Source organism: Stenotrophomonas sp. LST15-1-1.1, assembly GCF_040815575.1.
Taxonomy (GTDB): domain Bacteria; phylum Pseudomonadota; class Gammaproteobacteria; order Xanthomonadales; family Xanthomonadaceae; genus Stenotrophomonas; species Stenotrophomonas lactitubi_B.
Map to the genome: position 1 here is coordinate 53,389 of NZ_JBFPNJ010000030.1, position 19,892 is coordinate 73,280.

The 19,892-nt window shown below is 65.3% G+C and carries 20 protein-coding genes and 1 tRNA gene; 6 read left to right on the forward strand and 15 right to left on the reverse strand.

The window, feature by feature from the left end:
- The first annotated feature begins 55 nt into the window (after nt 1-55).
- Nucleotides 56-2,914, forward strand: coding sequence for a TonB-dependent receptor domain-containing protein (locus tag MRBLST15_RS15075; protein ID WP_265952132.1), 2,859 nt, complete (start codon nt 56-58; stop codon nt 2,912-2,914).
- Nucleotides 2,915-3,039: 125 nt separating this feature from the next.
- On the opposite strand, the gene rarD is transcribed toward MRBLST15_RS15075, so the two are convergent.
- Nucleotides 3,040-3,966 carry an EamA family transporter RarD gene (gene rarD / locus MRBLST15_RS15080; protein WP_367786547.1) on the reverse strand — a complete coding sequence of 309 codons (927 nt, stop codon included), beginning with the start codon at nt 3,964-3,966 and terminating at the stop codon, nt 3,040-3,042.
- Nucleotides 3,963-4,868, reverse strand: coding sequence for a drug/metabolite exporter YedA (gene yedA, locus MRBLST15_RS15085; RefSeq protein ID WP_312705488.1), 906 nt, complete (start codon nt 4,866-4,868; stop codon nt 3,963-3,965). The genes rarD and yedA overlap by 4 nt, the downstream gene beginning before the upstream one ends.
- A gap of 222 nt (nt 4,869-5,090) precedes the next feature.
- Between yedA and MRBLST15_RS15090 the strand changes: the two genes are divergently transcribed.
- A complete protein-coding gene (locus MRBLST15_RS15090) occupies nt 5,091-6,425 on the forward strand; it encodes an MFS transporter (RefSeq protein ID WP_099819627.1) in 1,335 nt (444 codons plus the stop codon).
- Nucleotides 6,426-6,609: 184 nt separating this feature from the next.
- Here the strand turns inward: MRBLST15_RS15090 and MRBLST15_RS15095 are convergent, their stop codons facing one another.
- The 4 genes from MRBLST15_RS15095 to MRBLST15_RS15110 all read right to left on the reverse strand — a co-directional run bounded on the left by MRBLST15_RS15095 (nt 6,610) and on the right by MRBLST15_RS15110 (nt 11,249).
- On the reverse strand, nt 6,610-8,262 hold the full coding sequence (locus MRBLST15_RS15095; RefSeq protein WP_367786861.1) for a M28 family metallopeptidase: 1,653 nt from the start codon (nt 8,260-8,262) through the stop codon (nt 6,610-6,612).
- Nucleotides 8,263-8,368: 106 nt separating this feature from the next.
- Entirely contained in the window at nt 8,369-9,301 is a 933-nt protein-coding gene (locus MRBLST15_RS15100; RefSeq protein WP_367786549.1) for an MBL fold metallo-hydrolase, read from the reverse strand.
- Between the two features lie 183 nt (nt 9,302-9,484).
- Nucleotides 9,485-9,781 carry a hypothetical protein gene (locus MRBLST15_RS15105; protein WP_265952137.1) on the reverse strand — a complete coding sequence of 99 codons (297 nt, stop codon included), beginning with the start codon at nt 9,779-9,781 and terminating at the stop codon, nt 9,485-9,487.
- A gap of 172 nt (nt 9,782-9,953) precedes the next feature.
- Nucleotides 9,954-11,249, reverse strand: a complete 1,296-nt coding sequence (locus MRBLST15_RS15110) for a tryptophan--tRNA ligase (protein ID WP_099819623.1) — start codon at nt 11,247-11,249, stop codon at nt 9,954-9,956.
- A gap of 108 nt (nt 11,250-11,357) precedes the next feature.
- On the opposite strand from MRBLST15_RS15110, the gene MRBLST15_RS15115 reads away from it, so the two are divergent.
- Complete coding sequence (locus MRBLST15_RS15115) at nt 11,358-12,164, forward strand: hypothetical protein (RefSeq protein ID WP_367786552.1); 807 nt, start codon at nt 11,358-11,360, stop codon at nt 12,162-12,164.
- A gap of 78 nt (nt 12,165-12,242) precedes the next feature.
- Here the strand turns inward: MRBLST15_RS15115 and MRBLST15_RS15120 are convergent, their stop codons facing one another.
- From MRBLST15_RS15120 to rocF, 3 genes are all read right to left on the reverse strand, one after another.
- Nucleotides 12,243-12,464, reverse strand: a complete 222-nt coding sequence (locus tag MRBLST15_RS15120) for a CsbD family protein (protein WP_025878332.1) — start codon at nt 12,462-12,464, stop codon at nt 12,243-12,245.
- Nucleotides 12,465-12,675: 211 nt separating this feature from the next.
- Nucleotides 12,676-12,813 carry an entericidin A/B family lipoprotein gene (locus MRBLST15_RS15125; RefSeq protein ID WP_019661832.1) on the reverse strand — a complete coding sequence of 46 codons (138 nt, stop codon included), beginning with the start codon at nt 12,811-12,813 and terminating at the stop codon, nt 12,676-12,678.
- 167 nt (nt 12,814-12,980) lie between these two features.
- The gene (rocF, locus tag MRBLST15_RS15130) at nt 12,981-13,901 is read right to left on the reverse strand and encodes an arginase (RefSeq protein WP_049464163.1); all 921 of its coding nucleotides are present in this window, start codon (nt 13,899-13,901) and stop codon (nt 12,981-12,983) included.
- A 130-nt stretch (nt 13,902-14,031) separates the two neighbouring features.
- On the opposite strand from rocF, the gene MRBLST15_RS15135 reads away from it, so the two are divergent.
- Entirely contained in the window at nt 14,032-14,379 is a 348-nt protein-coding gene (locus tag MRBLST15_RS15135; protein ID WP_088100734.1) for a hypothetical protein, read from the forward strand.
- An 18-nt stretch (nt 14,380-14,397) separates the two neighbouring features.
- Here MRBLST15_RS15135 and MRBLST15_RS15140 read toward each other — a convergent pair whose 3' ends face one another.
- Nucleotides 14,398-15,342: an ankyrin repeat domain-containing protein gene (locus MRBLST15_RS15140; protein WP_367786555.1), complete on the reverse strand. Its 945-nt coding sequence runs from the start codon at nt 15,340-15,342 to the stop codon at nt 14,398-14,400.
- 58 nt (nt 15,343-15,400) lie between these two features.
- Entirely contained in the window at nt 15,401-16,177 is a 777-nt protein-coding gene (locus MRBLST15_RS15145) for a DUF3011 domain-containing protein (protein ID WP_312706065.1), read from the reverse strand.
- Nucleotides 16,178-16,338: 161 nt separating this feature from the next.
- Here MRBLST15_RS15145 and MRBLST15_RS15150 point away from each other — a divergent pair, with 161 nt between their 5' ends.
- Both MRBLST15_RS15150 and MRBLST15_RS15155 read left to right on the forward strand, forming a co-directional pair.
- Nucleotides 16,339-16,671: a hypothetical protein gene (locus MRBLST15_RS15150; protein WP_367786557.1), complete on the forward strand. Its 333-nt coding sequence runs from the start codon at nt 16,339-16,341 to the stop codon at nt 16,669-16,671.
- Nucleotides 16,672-16,700: 29 nt separating this feature from the next.
- Entirely contained in the window at nt 16,701-16,910 is a 210-nt protein-coding gene (locus tag MRBLST15_RS15155) for a S24 family peptidase (RefSeq protein ID WP_088100779.1), read from the forward strand.
- Between the two features lie 200 nt (nt 16,911-17,110).
- Here the strand turns inward: MRBLST15_RS15155 and MRBLST15_RS15160 are convergent, their stop codons facing one another.
- The 4 genes from MRBLST15_RS15160 to MRBLST15_RS15175 all read right to left on the reverse strand — a co-directional run bounded on the left by MRBLST15_RS15160 (nt 17,111) and on the right by MRBLST15_RS15175 (nt 19,889).
- A complete protein-coding gene (locus tag MRBLST15_RS15160) occupies nt 17,111-17,659 on the reverse strand; it encodes a hypothetical protein (RefSeq protein WP_367786559.1) in 549 nt (182 codons plus the stop codon).
- Nucleotides 17,660-17,662: 3 nt separating this feature from the next.
- Complete coding sequence (locus MRBLST15_RS15165; protein WP_367786561.1) at nt 17,663-18,295, reverse strand: hypothetical protein; 633 nt, start codon at nt 18,293-18,295, stop codon at nt 17,663-17,665.
- Nucleotides 18,296-18,938: 643 nt separating this feature from the next.
- A tRNA-Thr gene (locus MRBLST15_RS15170) sits at nt 18,939-19,014 on the reverse strand.
- A 41-nt stretch (nt 19,015-19,055) separates the two neighbouring features.
- Nucleotides 19,056-19,889, reverse strand: coding sequence for an SPOR domain-containing protein (locus MRBLST15_RS15175; protein ID WP_367786563.1), 834 nt, complete (start codon nt 19,887-19,889; stop codon nt 19,056-19,058).
- Nucleotides 19,890-19,892 lie beyond the last annotated feature (3 nt).

The window sequence follows — 19,892 nt, forward strand, 5'->3', positions numbered from 1 at the left end:
CCCCACGCGTCCATAGAACGGACGCATGTTTTTTCTGAAACACGAGATTTCACGGATGTCCCTGAAGACCACCCCGCTGCGCAACGCGATTGTCATCGCGCTGGCCGCCAGCTGCACCACGCCCGCTTTCGCACAGGAAGCCGGTGATACCCCCACCAACCTCGACCGCATCGAGATCACCGGCTCGCGCATCCGCCAGGCCAGTGTCGAGACCGCGCAGCCGGTGGTGGCACTCAACCGCGCCGACATCGAGAAGAAGGGCTACGTCAACGTTGCCGACATCCTGCAGGACGTCACTGCAGCCGGCGCACCGAGCCTGAGCCGTTCGTCCTCGCTGAGCTCCTCGCGCGATTTCGGCGGCATGTATGTCAGCCTGCGCAACCTCGGCCCGGAACGCAGCCTGGTGCTGATCGATGGTCGCCGCATGGGCGTCAGCGCCGGCGGTTACTCCGATCTGGCCTCGATTCCGTCCGCCATTGTCGAGCGCGTGGAAGTGCTGACCGACGGCGCTTCGGCACTGTACGGCTCGGACGCCATCGCCGGCGTGGTGAACATCATCACCCGCAAGAACTTCGACGGTGGCGAAGCCAGCGTCTATGTCGGCCAGTACGGTGAAGGCGACGGCCAGAAGCGCTCCTACAGCGCCACCTTCGGCAAGACCTTCGACCGCGGCTGGTTCAGCGTCGGCGCCGAGCGCACCAAGGAAGACGAGATCCTCGGCGATGCGCGCGAGTTCAGCCGTTACCCGGGTGGCCCGCGCCACGCCGACGACGTCGACGCGCTGAGCCCGACCACCCAGTGGGGCACCGTTACCGTCGGTGGCAAGCCGCTGACCGTTGGCCCGGGCGGCGACCCGAGCAGCGCTGGCAACTTCCACACGCCGAACCCGGCCGACGGCGCCAACGCCAAGACCAACATGAGCCTGCTGAGCGGCCTGGAGCGCACCTCGGTGTTCGCCAACGGCGGCTTCTCGATCACCGACAACCTGCGCATCGTCGCCGACGCGCTGTACAGCAAGCGCGAGTCGACCAAGCACCTGGCCGGCTACCCGTACTCGGTCTCGGCTGCGCAGTCGCGCAACGGCACGCGCGCTGCGCTGTCCAAGGACAGCACCTTCAACAAGTGGGGCCAGGACGTGCTGTTCTCGCACCGCACCGAAGAGCTGCCGCGCGGTACCGAAAACACGCTGGAAACCAAGCGTGCCAGCCTCGGCCTGGAAGGCAGCTTCGAAACCGGTTCGCGTTACTGGGACTGGAACGTCAGCTACATGTACAACCGCAATGAAGGCGAGCGCGTCGGCACCGGCAGCATGTACCAGCCGCACGTCAACCTGGCCGTCGGCCCGTCCTTCATGGACGGCGACGTTGCCCGCTGCGGTACGCCGGGTGCGGTGATCGCCGGCTGCGTGCCGTGGAATCCGGCCGCGCCGATGGGCTACACCGGCCCGGGCTCGCTGGGCAACCAGGACGTACAGGACTACCTGTTCACCCGCTTCGTCGACAAGATGCGCAGCACCACCAAGGTCGCCAGCGCCAACATCTCCGGCTCGCTGTTCACCCTGCCGGCCGGCGACATCATGGGCGCGATGGGCTTCGAGCACCGCAGCGAAGAAGCCAGCTACACCCCGGACCTGATGGTGCAGAAGGGCCAGATCGCCGGTACCACCGGCCAGCCGACGCGTGGCGACTACTCGCTCAACGAGGTCTACCTGGAAATGCAGGTGCCGCTGCTGGCCGACATGGCCTTCGCCCGCGAGCTGTCGCTGGACCTGGCCGGTCGCTACACCGACTACAACACCTTCGGTTCGACTACCAACAGCAAGTTCGGCCTGAAGTGGAAGCCGATCGACAGCCTGCTGGTGCGTGCGACCTACGGCACCGGCTTCCGTGCCCCCACCGTGGACGATCTCTACGGCGGCGCAGTGTCCAGCCGCGATTCGTTCACCGATCCGTGCGATACGAAGTTCGGCATCGCCGCCAGCAGCCCGACCGTGGCAGCACGCTGCCAGGCGCTGAACGTGCCGGCCAACTTCCGTCAACAGACCGGTTCGGACGGCAACCTTGCCAACCGCCCGGGCCAGCAGGCCACCTCCGATTTCAACTCCGGTTCCAACGCGGAACTGAAGCCGGAAACCGCCAAGACCTGGACCGTCGGCCTGGTCTACAGCCCGGACTTCGTGCAGGGCCTGGATGTCAGCCTGGACTGGTGGAAGATCCGCATCGACAACGCCATCGTCGGCGAGTCGGCTACCGACATCCTCAACCAGTGCTACGTGCAGGGTGTGGATTCGGCATGCGGTCGCTTCACCCGTTCCACCGCTGCGGCCACCCGTGGCCAGGTCTCGGCGCTGGATCGCTCGCTGGTGAACGCCGGCTACCGCGAAACCGCCGGCTATGACATCGGTGTGCGTTACCGCCTGCCGGAAACCGCGTACGGCAAGTTCGCCATCAACTGGAACACCACCTACACCGACTACCTGGAGCAGCGCAACGACAGCGCCGCCACCACGCCGGTGGAACAGCGCGTGGGCTGGGCCGGCGACTTCCGCGTGCGTTCGACCGTCAACCTGGATTGGCAGTACGGCAACCTGGGCATCGGCTGGACCGCCCGTTACTACTCGGGCATGAAGGAAGCCTGCTCGTACGATCTGGGCGGTGGCCCGGACTGCAACATGGCCGACTTCTCCTCGCCGTATACCGATGCACAGCCGAGCCGCAAGGTGGGTTCCAACACCTTCCACGACCTGCAGGTGCGCTACAGCCTGCCGTGGGATGGCACCGTGTCGCTGGGCCTGAACAACGTGTTCGACCACCAGGGTCCGATCATGTACAGCCAGCCGAACAGCAGCTTCACCTACTACGGTGGCTTCGACATCGGTCGTTTCATGTACATGAAGTACCAGCAGCGCTTCTAAGCCTGCAGCCGCGTTCCCGCCTCGGCCAACTCTCTCCTGGCCGTGGATGGAAGCAGAACGGCGCCCCTCGGGGCGCCGTTCTTTTTTTGCGGGGTCGGATCCCAGCGCTTTTCCAGGGTTCGGGGTCAGAGCCCTCCGCGTTGCGCAGGGATCCGACCCCGCGCCGCGCGCATCGTGCGGATGTTGTCTGCGACGAACAGGATCAACCCGGCCCAGATCGCCGCAAAACCAATCGCCTTGCCGGTGTCGAAGGCCTCGTGGAAGAAGAACACGCCCAGCAGCAGCTGCAGGCTCGGTGCGATGTACTGCAGGATGCCGACCAGCGACAGCGGAATGCGCTTCACTCCGTAGGCGAAACCGATCAGCGGCACCGCCGTGACCACCCCACCGAAGATCAACAACAGATCGTTGCCCCAGCCCCAGCCGCCGAAGAAACCGCCGCCATGTCCGTTCTCGGCCCACAGTGCGAAGCCCAGCGCCGGCAGGAACAGATACAGGCTTTCCACGCCCAGCCCGGCCACCGGATCGACCGACACCAGCTTGCGCAGCAGGCCGTACAGGCCGAACGAGCAGGCCAGGCCCAGCGCGATCCACGGCGGCGTACCCGCATCGATGGTCAACCAGGCCACGCCCACCGCAGCGATGGCCACGGCCAGCCACTGCACGCGGCGCAGGCGCTCTTTCAGCACCAGCACGCCCAGCAGCACGTTCACCAGCGGGTTGATGAAGTAACCCAGGCTGGTCTCGATCACGTGACCGGCGTTGACCGCCCAGATGTACAGGCCCCAGTTGAAGGCGATGGTCAGGCTCGACACCGCCAGGATCGGCAGCGCGCGTGGCTGCGCGGCGATCTTCTTCCACCAGCCGAAGCGCGAGGCGATCAGCAGCCAGGCCACCACCAGCACGGTGCTCCAGATGATGCGGTGGGCGATGATCTGGAACGACGGCACTTCGTTCAGCAGATGCCAGTAGACCGGCACCAGCCCCCACAGCACGAAGGTGGACGCGGTGACCAGCAGGCCCCGGCGTTGTTCTTTCTCGTCCATGCTCATCGCTTGCGTGTCCTTGCCATCGTCAGTACCACCACACCCAGAAGTATCACCGCCATGGCCAGGAAGTCGCGCCAACCAAAGCGTTCACCATTCAATGCAGCCCCCAACAGGACAGCAATCACCGGATTGACGTAGGCATAGCTGCCGGCCAGCGCCGGGCGCACGTTCTGCAGCAGCCAGACGTAGGCGGTGAACGCCACGATCGAACCGAACACGCACAGGTAGGCCATCGCCAGCAGGCCACCGCTATCGGGCAGCGTGGTGGGGCGCTCGCCGACGACCAGGCCGATCACCACCAGCAGCACGCCACCGCAGATCATCTGCCCGGCGGCCGTCATGAACGGCCCCGGCAGGTCCTGCCCGCGTGCCCACACCGAACCGAACGCCCAGCCGACCGGCGCGATCAGCAGCAACACCAGCCCGGTCGGCGATGCGGTCAGGCTGCTGCCGGCGTTGAGCCAGACCACGCCGACGAAGCCAACGGCGATGCCCAGCCATTCACCCTTGCTGGCATGCTGCCCGCGCAGGGCCGAGAACAACGCCATCCACAGCGGCACCGAGGCCACCGCCGTGGCGGCCAGGCCGGATGACACCTCGCGCTCGGCCAGCACCACCATGCCGTTGCCCAGCACCAGCATGGTCACGCCCATGATGGCCAGGTTGCGCCACTGCCGCAGGCTCGGCCGCGGCATCTTCCAGAACAGGCGCAGCGCCAGGTACATCACGCCGCCGGCAATGATGAACCGGCTGCCGGAAACCATCGTCAGCGGCAGCGCGCCGCCGTGCAGGGCCTTGGCGATACCCAGGTAGGTCGAGCCCCAGACCACGTAGACCAGCAGCAATGCCAGCACGACAAGGCCGCCCCGTGGGGCAGCCGCAGACGGAACGGGGGGAGCCGACATGACACACCAGGGAGCTGGGGGAACCGGGATTTTAGGACGTTTTGGTTATGGTCCGGCAGCCCGTGTAGTGGCACGCTGTCATCCATCCATGTCCCGCCCGCCCTTCCGGCACCCGGCGTTGACGTGGGATGCAGTACCCAGGAGGCTGGCCGGCAGCGCACTGCGCGCCCCTGGCACCGATCTTTCCCGCATGGACGCACCGCATCGAGGATTTCCACCCAGATGAGCACCACGTCCCAACCCGCCGTACCCGCCAGCGATGGCGCCGCCCTGCGGCGTTCCATCTCCAACACCCTCAAAGGCTCCGCCGGCAACCTGGTGGAGTGGTACGACGTCTACGTGTACTCGGTGTTCGCCGTGTACTTCGAATCGCAGTTCTTCTCGCCAGAAGACAAGAACTCCACCATGTACGTATGGGCGATCTTCGCCGCGACGTTCCTGATGCGCCCGATCGGCGCATGGTTCTTCGGCCGCTTCGCCGACCGTCATGGCCGTCGCCTGGCGTTGACCGTGTCGGTCACGCTGATGGCCTTCTGCTCGTTCATCATCGCCATCACCCCCACCGCTGCCAGCATCGGCATCTGGGCGGCGATCATCCTGCTGTTCGCGCGTCTGCTGCAGGGCTTCGCTACCGGTGGCGAGTACGGTGCCAGTGCCACGTACATGTCCGAGGCCGCCATTCCCGGCCGCCGCGGCTTCCTGTCCTCGTTCCACTACGTCACCCTGGTGGGCGGCCATGTGCTGGCCCAGCTGACCCTGTTCGTGATGCTGACGTTCTGGGCCAAGCCGGAAATCTCCGAGTGGGGCTGGCGCATCGCCTTCGGTATCGGTGGCATCGCCGCCGTGGTCGTGTTCTGGCTGCGCCGTGGCATGGACGAATCGCTGTCGGAATCCTCCATCGAAGCCGCGCGCGAGGGCAAGGACAAGAAGTCCGGCTCGATGTACGAACTGTTCGTGCACCAGTGGCGTCCGCTGCTGCTGTGCTTCCTGATCACCGCCGGTGGCACCATCGCCTTCTACACCTATTCGGTGAACGGCCCGAAGATGATCCAGAGCGCCTTCGCCGGCAACGATCCGATGACCGGCACGCTGATCAACCTGGGGGTACTGGCCTTCCTGATGGTGCTGCAGCCGGTGGGCGGCTGGCTGTCGGACATCATCGGCCGCAAGAGCCTGCTGGTGTTCTTCGGCGTGGGCGGCGTGCTGTACAGCTGGTACCTGATCACCCAGCTGCCGCACCAGCACGATGCCACCCTCGCCTTCCTCACCCTGGCCCTGGGCTTTGTCATCCTCACCGGCTACACCTCCATCAATGCCGTGGTGAAGGCAGAGCTGTTTCCCACCCACATCCGTGCGCTGGGCGTGGGCTTCGGCTATGCATTGGCCAACTCGCTGTTCGGCGGTACCGCGCCGCTGCTGTACCAGGGCGCATTGAAGACCGGCCACGTGGACTGGTTTGCCATCTACGTCACCGCGACGATCGCGGTATCGTTGGTGGTCTATGTGTTCTTCCTCACCAACAAGGGCCCCAACTGGCTCGACGGCACCCGCAAGTAAGCGCGCCGTAGCGATCGCGGCCACCGGTGCAATGCCGGTGGCCGTTTTGTTTTCCGCGTGGACGCTGCTGCGGCGCGGCAGCGCGGCTGAAGACGTGGAAGTGCCAGCCGCTGGCCGGCAACTGCACATCCCTTCGGAAGGTTCATGAGGTTGCCGGCCAGCAGAGGCCGCCGTTGCCGTGCGCTTACCGGCGGGCGGCTTCGCTCTTCTCGCGGGCGCCGTGGAATTCCGATTCCTTCTCCCACTGCGGCCAGCGACGGCTGTTGGCCAGCTCCGCGCCCAGGTCGTAGACCAGCAGGGTATCGGCCGCGTGACCGGCCGGATCCCAGCTCGTCGTCCATGCATCGCAGGCCTGGTGGTAGCAGTCGGCGAAGTACTTCTCGCGCAGCGCGCGGCCAGCCTCGACACCGCCGTCCAGCTTGTCCAGGCCCGGGCCGATGGTGATCGCCGGCACGCCCAGGCGGGCGAAGGCGAAGTGGTCGGCACGATAGAAGAAGCCGGCTTCCAGATTCGGGTCCGGGCTGTAGCTGCGGCCACGGGCCTTGGCCACGCGTTCCAGGTCACCTTCCAGCGACACCCGGCCCTTGCCCCACGAGGCGATGTCACGGGTGGCACCATCCGGGCTGAACATCTCGATGTTCAGTACCGCAGCGGTCTTGTCCAGCGGCGCCAGCGGGTGCGCGGCGTAGTAGCTGGCGCCCAGCAGGCCTTTCTCTTCGGCGGTCAGCGCGACGAAGTACAGGGTGCGCTGCGGCTGCGGGCCGGCGGCGAACACCCGGCCCAGTTCCAGCACGGTGGCCACGCCGGTGGCGTTGTCGATCGCACCGCGGCGGATGCGGTCGCCCTTGGCGTCGGCCTGGCCGATGCCGAAGGCATCCCAGTGCGCCGAGAAGATCACCGCCTCATCGGCGTGCTCGCCGCCGGGCAGCTTGGCCACCACGTTGCGGGTCACCACCTGCTCGCGCTTGAGCGCGAAATCGACGCTCAGCTTGGCGTTGTCCAGCGCAACCGGACGGAAGTCCGCGCTCATCGCCTTGCGCTTCTCAGTGTCGAAATCCAGGCCCGCGTCGGCAAAAATTGCTTCGGCCAGCTCACGCTGCATCCAGCCACGCAGCGGCGTGTGCTGGGCCATCGCTTCGGCCTGGCCGCGCTCGATATCGAACAGCGGCGAGGTGCCCGAACTCTTCACCGTGGCCCAGCCGTAGGCGGCCGGTGCGGTCTCGTGCACGATCAGCACGCCTTCGGCACCACGGCGTGCGGCTTCCTCGAACTTGTAGGTCCAGCGGCCGTAGTAGGTCACCGCCTTGCCATCGAACGCACCCGGCGCATCGGCTTCAAAGTCGGCGTCGTTGATCAGCATCACGGCGATCTTGCCGTGCAGGTCCACGTCCTTGTAGTCGTTCCAATGGCGCTCGGGCGCATCGATGCCGTAGCCGACGAACACCAGCGGCGCATCCTTGATCTGCACACGCCTGCGCGGCTGCAGGCTCTGCAGGGTCACGTCCACGCCATTGGCCAGCGCCCGCTTGCCGCCCTTCAGGGCAAGACTGGCCTTGGCCGGGCCATCCAGCTGCGCGCGCACCAGCGGCACCGGCTGCACCCAGCTGCCGTCCACGCCACCCGGCTGCAGGCCGTAGCTGCGGAACTGCTCGATCAGGTACTGCACGGTGCGTTCTTCGCCTTCGGTGGCCGGTGCACGGCCTTCGAATTCATCCGATGCCAGCACGCGCACATGACGCGACAGCGCCTGCGGATCGATGCCGCCGCCGGGCAGGTCATTGGCCGCATGGGCCAGGCCACCGACGAACAGGCAGGACGACAGCAGCAACACGCGCATCGGGTTCACGGCAGTACCACGGCAGGCTTGGGAATAGCCAGAGTGTAACGTGACAGTGCAATGACGGCGCGGGTTGCGCGCGGCGGCATTCACGCGTGGCGCGGATCTACCGCGACGCGCGGTCCAGCCAGCAGGCCAGGCCCTGCGCGTTGAGTTCGATATCCATCGCCAGCACCTCGGTCACCGCAGCCTGGTCCAGTGCGCAGCCATGCTGCTGTGCACGCTCCAGGTACAGCGCCTGCAACGCGGCCTGCAGGCAGCGATGACGATCGGGGCGGCCGTCGCACTGGCGGCCGATTGCCGCCATCGCATCGATCTGTTCGAACAGATCCTCGGCCAGCTTTTCGACCTGTTCGACACGACCGTAGTGGGTCAGGTACATCGCCTGTGGTGCGTAGCCGAGCATGCGCTGGATCGATGCCTTCATCGCGTCCGGATCGAACTGCACCGGCGATGAGGTGGGGAAGATGAAAGCGCCCTGCGCACTGTCCAGTTCGCGGTAGGAGATACCGAAGGTATCGCCGGTGAACCAGCTGCGGCTGCGCGCATCCCACACGCAGTAGTGGTGCAGCGCATGGCCCGGGGTATGCAGCAGCACCAGCTCGCGGCCTGCCAGGTCGATGCGCTGGCCGTCCTCGGCCACCACCACGCGATGCTCGGGAATCGCTTCGATGCGGCCGTAGCTGCGGGCGATTTCCTCGGCGCCATAGACGACGGTGGCCCCGGCAATCAGCCGCGTCGGATCGATCATGTGCGGCGCGCCGCGCGGATGCAGCACCGCACGCGCATTCGGCAGCTGCTGCATCAGCAGGCCAGCGCCGCCGGCATGATCCAGATGCACGTGGGTCAGCAGCAGCCAGTCCACCGCCTCCACGCCCAGCCCGTTGTCGGTCAAGGCCTGCAGCATCGCCGGCACCGACAGGCCGGTACCGCAGTCGACGAACGCGGCACGACCGTTTTCGATGATCAGGTAGGCGGCATCGAAATCAGGCCGTTGGAAACCGGTATCGATGGTGTGGATGCTGGGATCGGCGGTCATCGACGCGCACCTGGCAGGATCGGGAACAGAGGCCCATGGTAGGCGCGCCAGCATGGCGTGATCGATGCGGCTTTGGTCGGAGGGGGCAATTCCGTAGAGCCGAGCCCATGCTCGGCTGCCTTTCTGCCAGACATGAGCCGAGCATGGGCCCGGCTCTACAGAGGGCACACGCGGGGCGCTACATCAGAGGCGCAACCAGCGCGGCCGCAGCAACAAGGCCATCACCAGCACCGCCAGGAACGCGCCATAGGCATACAGCACCGCCAGCACCTGCGGCCAGATTGGTCCGGCGCCCGGCTGTACCAGACCGATGTGGTGGCCCCACAGCATGGCCACGATGCTCAGGGCGAGCGCCAGCGCCAGCGTGGCGCCATCGAACAGGCGTCGCCGCGTGGTACGCGGCTGGCGCGGGAACAGCCAGTACAGGCTGCCCAGCAGAATGAACCAGGGCAGGAACAGCAGCAGCGACAACCAGGCCATTGCAGACTCCATGTCATCGCGCCAGGGGCGCGCGGACATCATGCCATGGCCGCAATGCCCTGTAGAGCCGAGCCGATGCTCGGCTGCTTTTCCGCCAAGCCGAGCGTGGGCTCGGCGCTACATATGCAAAGCAAAGCCGAGCGTGGGCTCGGCTCTACAAAGGTGGTGCAGGTCAGGCCGCTTCGCGCAGCACGGCCAGCGCCGCCAGCACCGCATCGACTTCGGCTTCCAGCTTGAACAGATCGCTCTGCAGCTGGTCGCCCTGCTCGGCCTGCTTCAGCACGGCGATCAGCTGGCCGGCATCGCGCGGCGAGTCGAAGCCTTCGCTCTGGATCAGCAGCGTGCCGTCGCCTGCGGTCAGCTTGAAGTAGAAGCGGCCATCCTTCTCGCGGTACTGCTTGAACAGCGGCGGCGCGGCGCGGGCTTCACCGGCATCTTCGCTGGCGATGTCGCCGGCATCGGACAGATCACGCAGGCCCACCGCATGGCGCAACTCTTCCAGCAGCGGTGCCGCCAGCTGCTCACGCAGCTGCTGGCCACGGCGCTTGAGCAGTGCCTCGATCTTCTCCGGTTCGGCCATCAGCGCGTTGTAGCGCTCGCGCAGTGGCGACAGTTCGCTGTCGATGCGCTCGAACAGCTGCTGCTTGGCATCGCCCCAGCTGATGCCGTCGGCGAAGGCCTTGGCGAATGCGGCGGTCTGTTCCGGGGTGGCGAACGCCTGGTACATCTGGAACAGCGCCGAACCTTCGGTGTCCTTCGGCTCGCCCGGTGCACGCGAGTCGGTCAGGATCGAGAACACCAGCTTCTTCAACTCCTCGCGCGGCACGAACAGCGGAATGGTGTTGTGGTAACTCTTGCTCATCTTGCGGCCATCCAGGCCCGCCAGGGTTGCCACCTGCTCGTCGATCACCACGTCCGGCAGCGGGAAATACTCCTTGCCGTACACGTGGTTGAAACGCTGGGCGAAGTCGCGCGCCATCTCGATGTGCTGGATCTGGTCACGGCCCACCGGTACCTGGTTGGCCTTGAAGATCAGGATGTCGGCCGCCATCAGCACCGGGTACATGAACAGGCCGGCGCTGACACCTGCGTCCTCGTCCTGGCCTTCCTCACGGTTCTTGTCCACCGCCGCCTTGTAGGCATGGGCGCGGTTGAGGATGCCCTTGCTGGCGATGGCGGTCAGGAACCACATCAGCTCGGTGGTCTCGCGGATGTCACTCTGGCGGTAGAACCACACGTGTTCCGGGTCCAGGCCACAGGCCAGCCAGCTGGCGGCGATCTCCAGGGTCGCGCGCTGGGTGCGCTGCGGGTCCTGCGACTTGATCAGGCTGTGCAGATCGGCCAGGAAGAAGAAGCTCTCGATGTCCGGCGCGCGGCTGGCCGCGATGGCCGGACGGATGGCGCCAACGTAGTTGCCCAGGTGGGGCGTGCCGGAGGGGGTGATGCCGGTAAGGACTCGGGTCGTCATGACTGCGTACGGAAACCTTCTATGAACGGCGCCAGTTTACCGTGCACACGGTCAACCCCGTCAGGGCCCCCGGCACGTTCATTCACCCAACCCCGCTGGAGACGCCCGATGAAACGCCTGCTGCCCCTGCTGCTGATCCTGCCCCTGGCCGGCTTCCGCCCGGCCCCGCTGCCCCCGCCGGTGCCGCAGGACGGCCCGGTGCGCGTGGCCCTGGTCGACCGCGACCGCGGCACCGAGCTGCGCAGCTACCCGGCCGACGGCCAGCGCTGGGTGGCCGGTGAGCGCGGCCACCGCTATGCGGTGCGCCTGTACAACGACAGCCCGCGCCGGGTGCTGGTGGTGCTGTCGGTGGACGGCGTCAACGCCATCTCCGGCGAAGATGCCGATCCGTCGCAGACCGGCTACGTGCTCAACCCCGGCCAGCGCGCGGACATCACCGGCTGGCGCAAGACCCAGGACGAGGTGGCCCAGTTCGTCTTCAGCAGCCCCAGCGGCAGCTACGCCAGCCGCACCGGCCGCCCCGACAACGTCGGCGTGGTTGGCGTAGCAGTGTTCGAGGAAGCGCGCCGCTGGTACCCGCGTCCGCAGCCGATCCTGCGCGAGCGCGCCGGGCCGGCACCGGCGGCGGCCGAAGCCTCGGCGGCCGCCGACGCCAGCGCCAGCCGTATCGAAGGCTACTCGGCCAAGTCGCAGGCACCTGCGCTCGGCACCGGCCACGGTGCGCGCGAGAGTTCCTCGGTGCGCGATACCGATTTCGAACGCGCCACCCGCAGCCCGGCACAGGTGCTGCAGCTGCGCTACGACAGCGCCCGCAACCTGCGCGCACGCGGCATCCTGCTCGATTCGCCGTCGCGCCTGGACCGCCAGCCGCAGGCCTTCCCCAACCGCTACGTGCCCGACCCGCCGGCACGTTGAGGGCCACACAACACAACGCCCGCACCTTCCGGCACGGGCGTTGTGTGTGGGGGCAGAACGCAGGCGTGCAGTGCCCGGTTACTTGTAGTCCGGGTAATCCTTGTGCATCGCCTTCTCGAAATCGCGCACTTCGGTTTCGGCGCGGTCCTTGGCCCAGCCATAGCGCTCCTGCAGGCGGCCCGCCAGATACTCGGCATTGCCCTCGGCTACATCGAAATCGTCATTGGTCAGATCGCCCCACTTCGCCTGGGCCTTGCCCTTGAGCTGGGACCACTTGCCGGAAATGATGTCTTTGTTCATTGCTGAGGCTTCCTTGGAATGCAACGGCGTTGTTACCGTGGCTGCAGCATCGCGCAGTGCACGTTGAAGCACGGTCAACCGGCCATGAAAACGCTGCTCACCTGCTTGAATGGTTCACTACGCATCCACACGCGGCGTCCACACTTGGCAATTACGCATGAAAAAGGCCGGGAAGATCCCGGCCTTTTCCGTACTGCGCACCACCTCAGGCTCAGTTGCCCTTGGCAGCATCCTCAACCTTCTCACCAGCCTTCTGCACGTCCTTGCCGGCACCGGCAACGGTGTTGCAACCGGCCAGCAGGGCCACCGAGAACATCGACAACAGCATCAGGGCAACTACGCGCTTCATGGGCTTCTCCTTGGGTTTGCCGCTACACCGCTCAATCACGGGGTTCGGTTGTAGTGATCGGGGCGGCAGGCTGGTGCGAAGCCAACACTGCCGCGTGAGGTGCAATCTGGCGGCAGGGGCGTGGAGCGCGTGTGAACGGTTCGTCCAACCGTTCAGGCTGGGCCGTCTCAGTCGCGCATCAGGGTCGATTTCCCGAACAGACTTTCCACAAGATCCACGGCCAGTTCGGCGGTGCTGTTGTGGTTGTCCAGCAGCGGATTGAGTTCGACGATATCCAGCGAGCCCATGCGCCCGCTGTCGGCGATCATCTCCATCACCAGCTGCGCTTCGCGGTAGTTCACCCCGCCCGGCACGGTGGTACCCACGCCCGGGGCGATGCTCGGGTCGAGGAAATCGACATCGAAGCTGACGTGCAGGTGGGTGTTCTCGTCGATGCCGGCCAGCGCCGCTTCCACGGTGCGCTTCATGCCGTTCTCATCGATGTAGCGCATGTCGTAGACATCGACCTTGTGGGTCTTGATCAGGCGCTTCTCTTCCGGGTCCACCGAACGGATGCCGATCTGGTGCATCTGCGAGGGCTTGATGGCCGGCGAGGTACCGCCCAGCTTGGTCAGCGCATCCGGGCCAAGGCCGCACAGGCAGGCCACCGGCATGCCGTGGATGTTGCCCGACGGGGTCACCTCACTGGTATTGAAGTCCGAATGCGCATCCAGCCACAGCACGCGCAGGTCCTTGCCCTGTTCCCGGCACCAGCGTGCCACGGCGGTGATCGAACCGATGCCCAGGCAGTGGTCGCCACCGAGCATGATCGGCATTCGCCCGGCCTGCAGCTCGGCATAGCTGGCTTCCATCAGCGCGTGGTTCCACGCCACCACTTCGTCCAGGTGACGGTAGCCCTGCACCGGCGCGGTCCACGGGTTGCGCGGGCCGTCCAGGTTGCCGAGGTCGCGCACGTCCACGCCACGCGCTTCCAGGGCTTCAGGCAGGCCAGCCACGCGCAGGGCTTCCGGCCCCAGCCGCGCGCCGCGATGGCCCGCGCCGATGTCGGTAGGGACGCCGATCAGGGTAACGGCGGGATGATGGGCCATGGGTGCCTCCTGCGAACGAAAAAGAAGCACAGTCTAGCCAGACGCATGTGACACCACTCGCGGCGGTGCAGCAGGGCCATCGCATGGCATGATGCCGCGCGGACCCGACCGCCCTTCATGGAAGATTGCGATGTCGCCCTTCATCAACACCGCTTGGCCGCGCTTTTTCATCGGGGCGCTGCCCATCGCCGCTTTTGCGATTCTGTTGAGCAGCTCGATGGATGCGTCGCCGAATGGCTGGCTGATGCAGGCGACGCTCCTGCTGGTGCCGTTCTCGACCCTGGTATTCCTCGGGTTGGGTTGGCAGCGTCTGCGCAAGGCACACGCCGAATATCCGATCCTGAAGAGCGAGCCGCAGCGGATGCTGGCAGCGTTGATCGGCAACGTGAAGGTGGCGGCGCTGTGGTTTGGCCTGACGTTCGCCGGCATGTTCGCCCTGATGCTGGCGTGGGTAGTGCTGTACAACGCCGCCGGCTGACGGCACTTCGGGCCGTGCTCAGAGAATCGCCGACGACCACGCTTCGGTGCGGAACAGGCGCTTCTTCAGCATGTCGATCCGCCACTGCCCAGCCACGCGCTTGAGCACGAACAGGCGCTCGTAACGCAGCGCGCGGGATTTCTGTGCATGGTCACGTACCAGGACTTCGGCCTTGGAGGCCGTCGGCTGACCGACCGCGGCCAGCAGGTCCTCCGGCACGTGCACCGGCGGATTGCCCACCGACATGCCCGTGGAATACACCCGCTTCCGGTCGGTACACCAGGCCGCGAGGATGTCCGCGCGCTCCTGTTGGAATGCTGCACTACCGAGCAGGACTCCACCGACCTTGGCATCACGGTAACCACGCGTTTCCCACTCATTGCAGGCCAGCATATAGCCACGCACCACTGATGCCGGTTCCCCCTCTGCGGCCGGTTCAGGCCACGCAAGCGGCGGCGCCTCCTCCAACATCGGTGGCATCTGCGCGCCCGCTGCCTGCAGGCACTGCACCACAGCCGCATGCCCGCGCGCTTCGGCCAGCGACAGCGCATTACGTCCTTCGAAATCCACGCGTTCGACATCAGCACCGCCAGCCAGCAGCAGCTCGACCATCGGCAGATGACCGCCCTGTGCCGCCACCATCAGCGGTGTGCGATGCAGTTCCGGGGAGGCCGCGTCCAGCGAGGCGCCGCGTGCGATCAGCAGGCGTCCGATGTCTGCGTCGTTGCGCTCGGCCGCCCATCCCATTGCGGTAAAGCCCACCGCCGTGCAGGCGTGCTGGATGTTGGCGCCACGGTCCAAAAGCCGCAACACCGAGTCAGTCTTTCCGGCGATCACAGCCGAAAGCAGCGGAGTACGTCCGGTGCCCTTGTGCTGCCACTCGATATCGGCACCCGCATCCAGCAATGCGTCGATTCGGTCAAGATCCTGTTTCTCGGCTGCCTTGGCCAGAAGATGGGACATGGTGGTGCCGCCAGACGGGTGTAAGGGTGGTCACCTTAGGGCTGCAGGCACGATGAGCTCAACCCCCGCGGCGGCGAATCGGCGTCACGCTCTGCACCCGGCCGTCGTTGCGCATCATGCACAGGAAACGGCCATCGGGATAATCGATGATCAGTTCCTGGTAATCGGTGCCGACCGGCACCTGGGTCACCAGCGTGCCCTGTGCGCCTTTGCTTGCATTGCACGAACCGAGCGCGGTATCGCCCGCTGGCGCGTTGGCTGCAGCCTTGGACATGTTGCGGAACGTCGCGCGGCAGCCACCGTTGACCCAGACCGAATGCCGCGACAGGCCCCAGTTGCTGCCCTGCTCGCAACGGGTACGGCTGAGCTGGCGCACGATCTCCACGTTGCCACGCGTGTCCATGTCACAGGACACCTGGCGCTGGTCGGTGGATTCGCAGGTCACCTCGCGTGGCAGTGCTTCATCGTCATCGCGATCCTGATCACGGTGGTGCCTGCCACCTTCCACGGCAGCCGCCGGCGTGCCGTTGTTGCTGACCTGGCAGATGCCGTTGGCGCCGCCGCGCCCGGTGTAGCTGACCTGTGGCGTACCGTCGTCACCGGTGCTGATTGAAAGCGTGGTGCCGCTGTTGGCATCGCGCGCTTCGAAATAGCGATCGTTGAAGCGCTTGAGGGTGGTCTCGCGGCCCTGCACGTAGACCGGCCCGCCCTCGTCTGCATGGACATCCAGCCCACCGGGGCAGCTGGCATTGAAGAACGGCACGGCGGCCATCGCCGGTGCTGTGAAGGCGCTGGCGAGCAGCGCGGCGGTCAACGGCAAGCGGTGGCGGCGCATGGTCGGCTTCCTTGTAAGAATTGAGCGGAGGGCGCCAGTATGGGGGCTGCCGGAGTTGCTCGACCGTGAGGAATATCAAGCAACCGATCACGGGCCGCAGACCACCGCCATCGAGCCAGCGCTATCATCGGGCGCATCACACGGACGTCCGGTATGCACACATGACAGTTCCGCCCTTCGACCACGCGCAGCAGCAGCTGCTGGCGCTGCAGCAAGGCATCCATGCCTTCAATCTGGACAGTGCCGCCGAGCATGAGCTGGATATCCAGGACCCGGCCGGCCCGCTGTGGGCAGCGCTGCAGGAACGGGTGACCGTGGCGCCGTTGTACGGCGGCCTGCACGTGGAGTTCTTCGGCAACCCATGGGAAGAACCATTCGCATGGACGCTGGCCTGCCTGTCCGATCAGCGCGTGGGCGATGCAGTCATGTCGCTGTCGTTCACCGGCCCGGACGAAGGGGCCAATGGCACGCGTGAGTGGGAGTGGGTGTGGTGAATGAGGAGTTCCCGGCAGTGATCCGGAGCATGGACTATGCAGAGTGGGATATCCGGCAACGCCTTGGATTCCTGCCCCAGCTTGGTCGTCTCAAACTCATCCCTGGTCGAGGCCCGTCCATGGCACCCGTCATCAACAATGGTGACGTGGTGATGGTCGATACCGCCGTCGATTACTTCGATGGTGACGCCATCTACGTGATCAACATTGGCGGCGAAACGCAGATCAAGGGCCTGTAGCGCCGGTCCGATGGGGTCTACATCGTCAGCGCCGACCTGCTGTTCCCGCCATATGCTGCCCCCGATGACCTGTTCATTGCCGGCAAGGCTGTTGTTCAGTACAGCCCCCGCCAGATCGCGTAAGGCGTCTGGCTTCAATTCCGCACGAATTGCTTGCGTTAGGCGCCGCCGACGTGCAACTGCCGGCGGCGCGTTTTACCTCAGCGCAGCAGAAGCTGCGCCTTGGCCATTTCAATGGTCTGGACGGTCACACCGATCGCGCAAGGTCCTGGTCCTGGGGCCATTCGGAATGTTGCCAGTGCACCTCCAATGGTGGTGCCGACCAGCGAATTGGCCCGCGGGTCATGCGGAACCTGAAGAACCAGTAGATTGGGATACTGCGACAGAAGAGTTCGCGTCGAAATGCAGCCTCCGCGAAGGTCGAATGAAAGCTCTTCCAGCTTTCCCACAGGATCGAGCTGTAGCGCAACATTTGTGCCAGTGAGTTGATCACCGATAGCCAGATCAGATACTTCTCCGCTAGGCAGACGGCCGTGCTCCAGCGCAATAGCACGCTTGACGCTGTCCGCACCCGCCACGGCGGCAAATGAGAGTTGTTCCACCTTCTTCCACAAAGCTCTTTGGTCTTCACGAGAAGCCGGTTCTGAGGCTTTAGGAATGGATAAATCCGTGCCTGCCGCTCGCACGTGCAAAGGCGCCACGTGAAGTATAACCAATGCCGACATGGCGGCGAAAAATTTGATCTTCATAGTTCAGACCTCCGTGCCATAGAGGGATTGTACGCCCACGTTCTCGTCGTACCATCTCCCATAGAAGGTGCGATAGTTTTCGCCTGTCAATGAATTGGTGTTGTTGTCGCAGAAGCTGCTCCCAACCCTTTCGTCAAGCTTCTCGCCGCCGGCCAATATGATTGCCTGTAGCTGTGAGGCATTCGAAGCGATAAGTGGAATTTCTGCCGTCCCCTCTGATGTATCCAAGATCTCTGATCGGGCTTTCCAATTGTTCAGGACAGCACGCCCCTCATCCGTGCACATGCGCTTGACGAATGCATCCTTGGGTCCTGCCAAGGATGCCGGCGCATCAAAAAATGCATGCCCCATCTCATGTGAGACCTGGCCCACGGCTCCATAGAGGCCATGAAGATTGGTCGGAGAACAGGTGTAGTTCATCACGTAAACCACCTTGTTGTCCTTATCGATCCATGAAGAGCTCGAGTACACAAAGGTGTAGGGAGCGGTATTCACTTGATTTGTCAATGTAGACGAACCGTAGATCATGAAATCTACGCATTCACCCAATCCTGTCTGCACGGGCTGCTGCTGCGCTTTTGTTGGCGCGCTTACTACTAAAGCCAATAGCAGTGTCCCAGATATGACCAACTTCATGCATGCTCCTTTGCGAGAAAGTGGGATCCCCCCTGCAACGCCACAGCGCTGCGGTTCCGATCCTAGAGGGGTATTTCTCGGCAAGCAAAGCGTGACGCACGTTTCATGAGCGCATCCGCGAGCGATGAGAGCGGCGAGGCTGGCCATGGCCTGAAGCATGAGACAAGCGTTTCCCGCGACACCGTCACGAAGTGGACGTAAGAACTGCGCGACGCCGCCAGCTGGCTTCAGGCGTACAGGAAAGAGCGGATGGGCGCCCATCGCCGGCCCACGCCGATCAACCCGGAACAGCGGCGCCTGATCGTCACAGAGTCGGCCCCCCCCTGAGCAAGTCGGCGCTGGACAGCGCCTGGCAGGGGTTGATCCGACGTGCCATGTCCGAGGGATCATCGACAGGAAGAGCCGCTTCGCGCTTCACAGCCTGAAACATCGAGGCATCACCGACAGCGGGGGACAAGGCATGCGGTGGCCACATGACCGAGGCCATGCGACAGCTGTACGACCACTCCCTGCCGGTGGTCAAAGCGGCCGTGAAACCAAAAAAGAGCCGGTAATTTTCCCGGTAGACGCAAAAAGGCCAACGCACCGCGCTGGCCCTTTTCTTTGAAACCCCTATTTTCAAGGCGTTTCGGCGCTTCCGAAATGGTGCCGCTTATCCGAATCGAACGGATGACCTACTGTTTACAAGACAGTTGCTCTACCAACTGAGCTAAAGCGGCACGGGGTGAAACGCCGACGGCAGCGCCGTGGTGGGGGAATTCTAGCGCAGTCGCGTGCATTCCAGCGACCGTTGCTGCGCGGCGCCGCTGCGCTGCTGTGCCTGGGCCGGTTCGGCGGCAGCCGCCAGTTGCCCTTCCAGCCACCATTGGCCGGCATCACCACTGGCGACCAGACGCGGCTGGAAGCCAGCGGCCTGCACCGCAGCCATGCGCCGCTCGGCGCCCTCGCGGTTGCGGTACTGGCCCAGTGCAATGGCGTTGGTCTCTTCGCCCTGGCTGATGATGTAGTAGTCGCTGAGGCCGGCGGCGACGATGCGCTTGACCGTGGCCTGCGCGTCATCCCGGCTGGCGGCGGCGGGCAGCAGCACGCGGTAACGGGCGCTGCCGCTGGCGGCGGGCTGCTCGCGCAGGCGCACCTGGCTCAGCAGGTTGCCGGCACGGCCTTGTGCGGCGGTGACGGCGGCACGGTCGGGGAACGGGCCCAGTGCCAGGCAGCGCGGCGGTGCAGGCGGGGCTACGGGCTTCCCGGCCACCGGTTCCGGCGCTGGCTTGGCGATGGCGGCGACCGGTTCGAGCGCCTTCACCGGTTCGGCCGGCTTGCTGACTACTGCGGGTGTCGCCGCTGCCGGTGCGGGCGCAGCGGCCACGGCATTGGCCGGTGCGGCCTCACGCTCCACCAATGCTTCTGTGGGTGCCGCTGCTGAGGCCTGCGCGGCCACGGCCGCATCGGTCCCGCCGGGCAGCCAGCGCAGTTCGGCCACGCCGGTCGGGGGCGGCGGCAACGGCGCGCGCGCGGGCTCATCGCGTAGCAGCCACCAGGTGGCGACACCAAGATTGAGGATCGCCAGCACGACGATCAGGGCACGGGTCAGCATGCG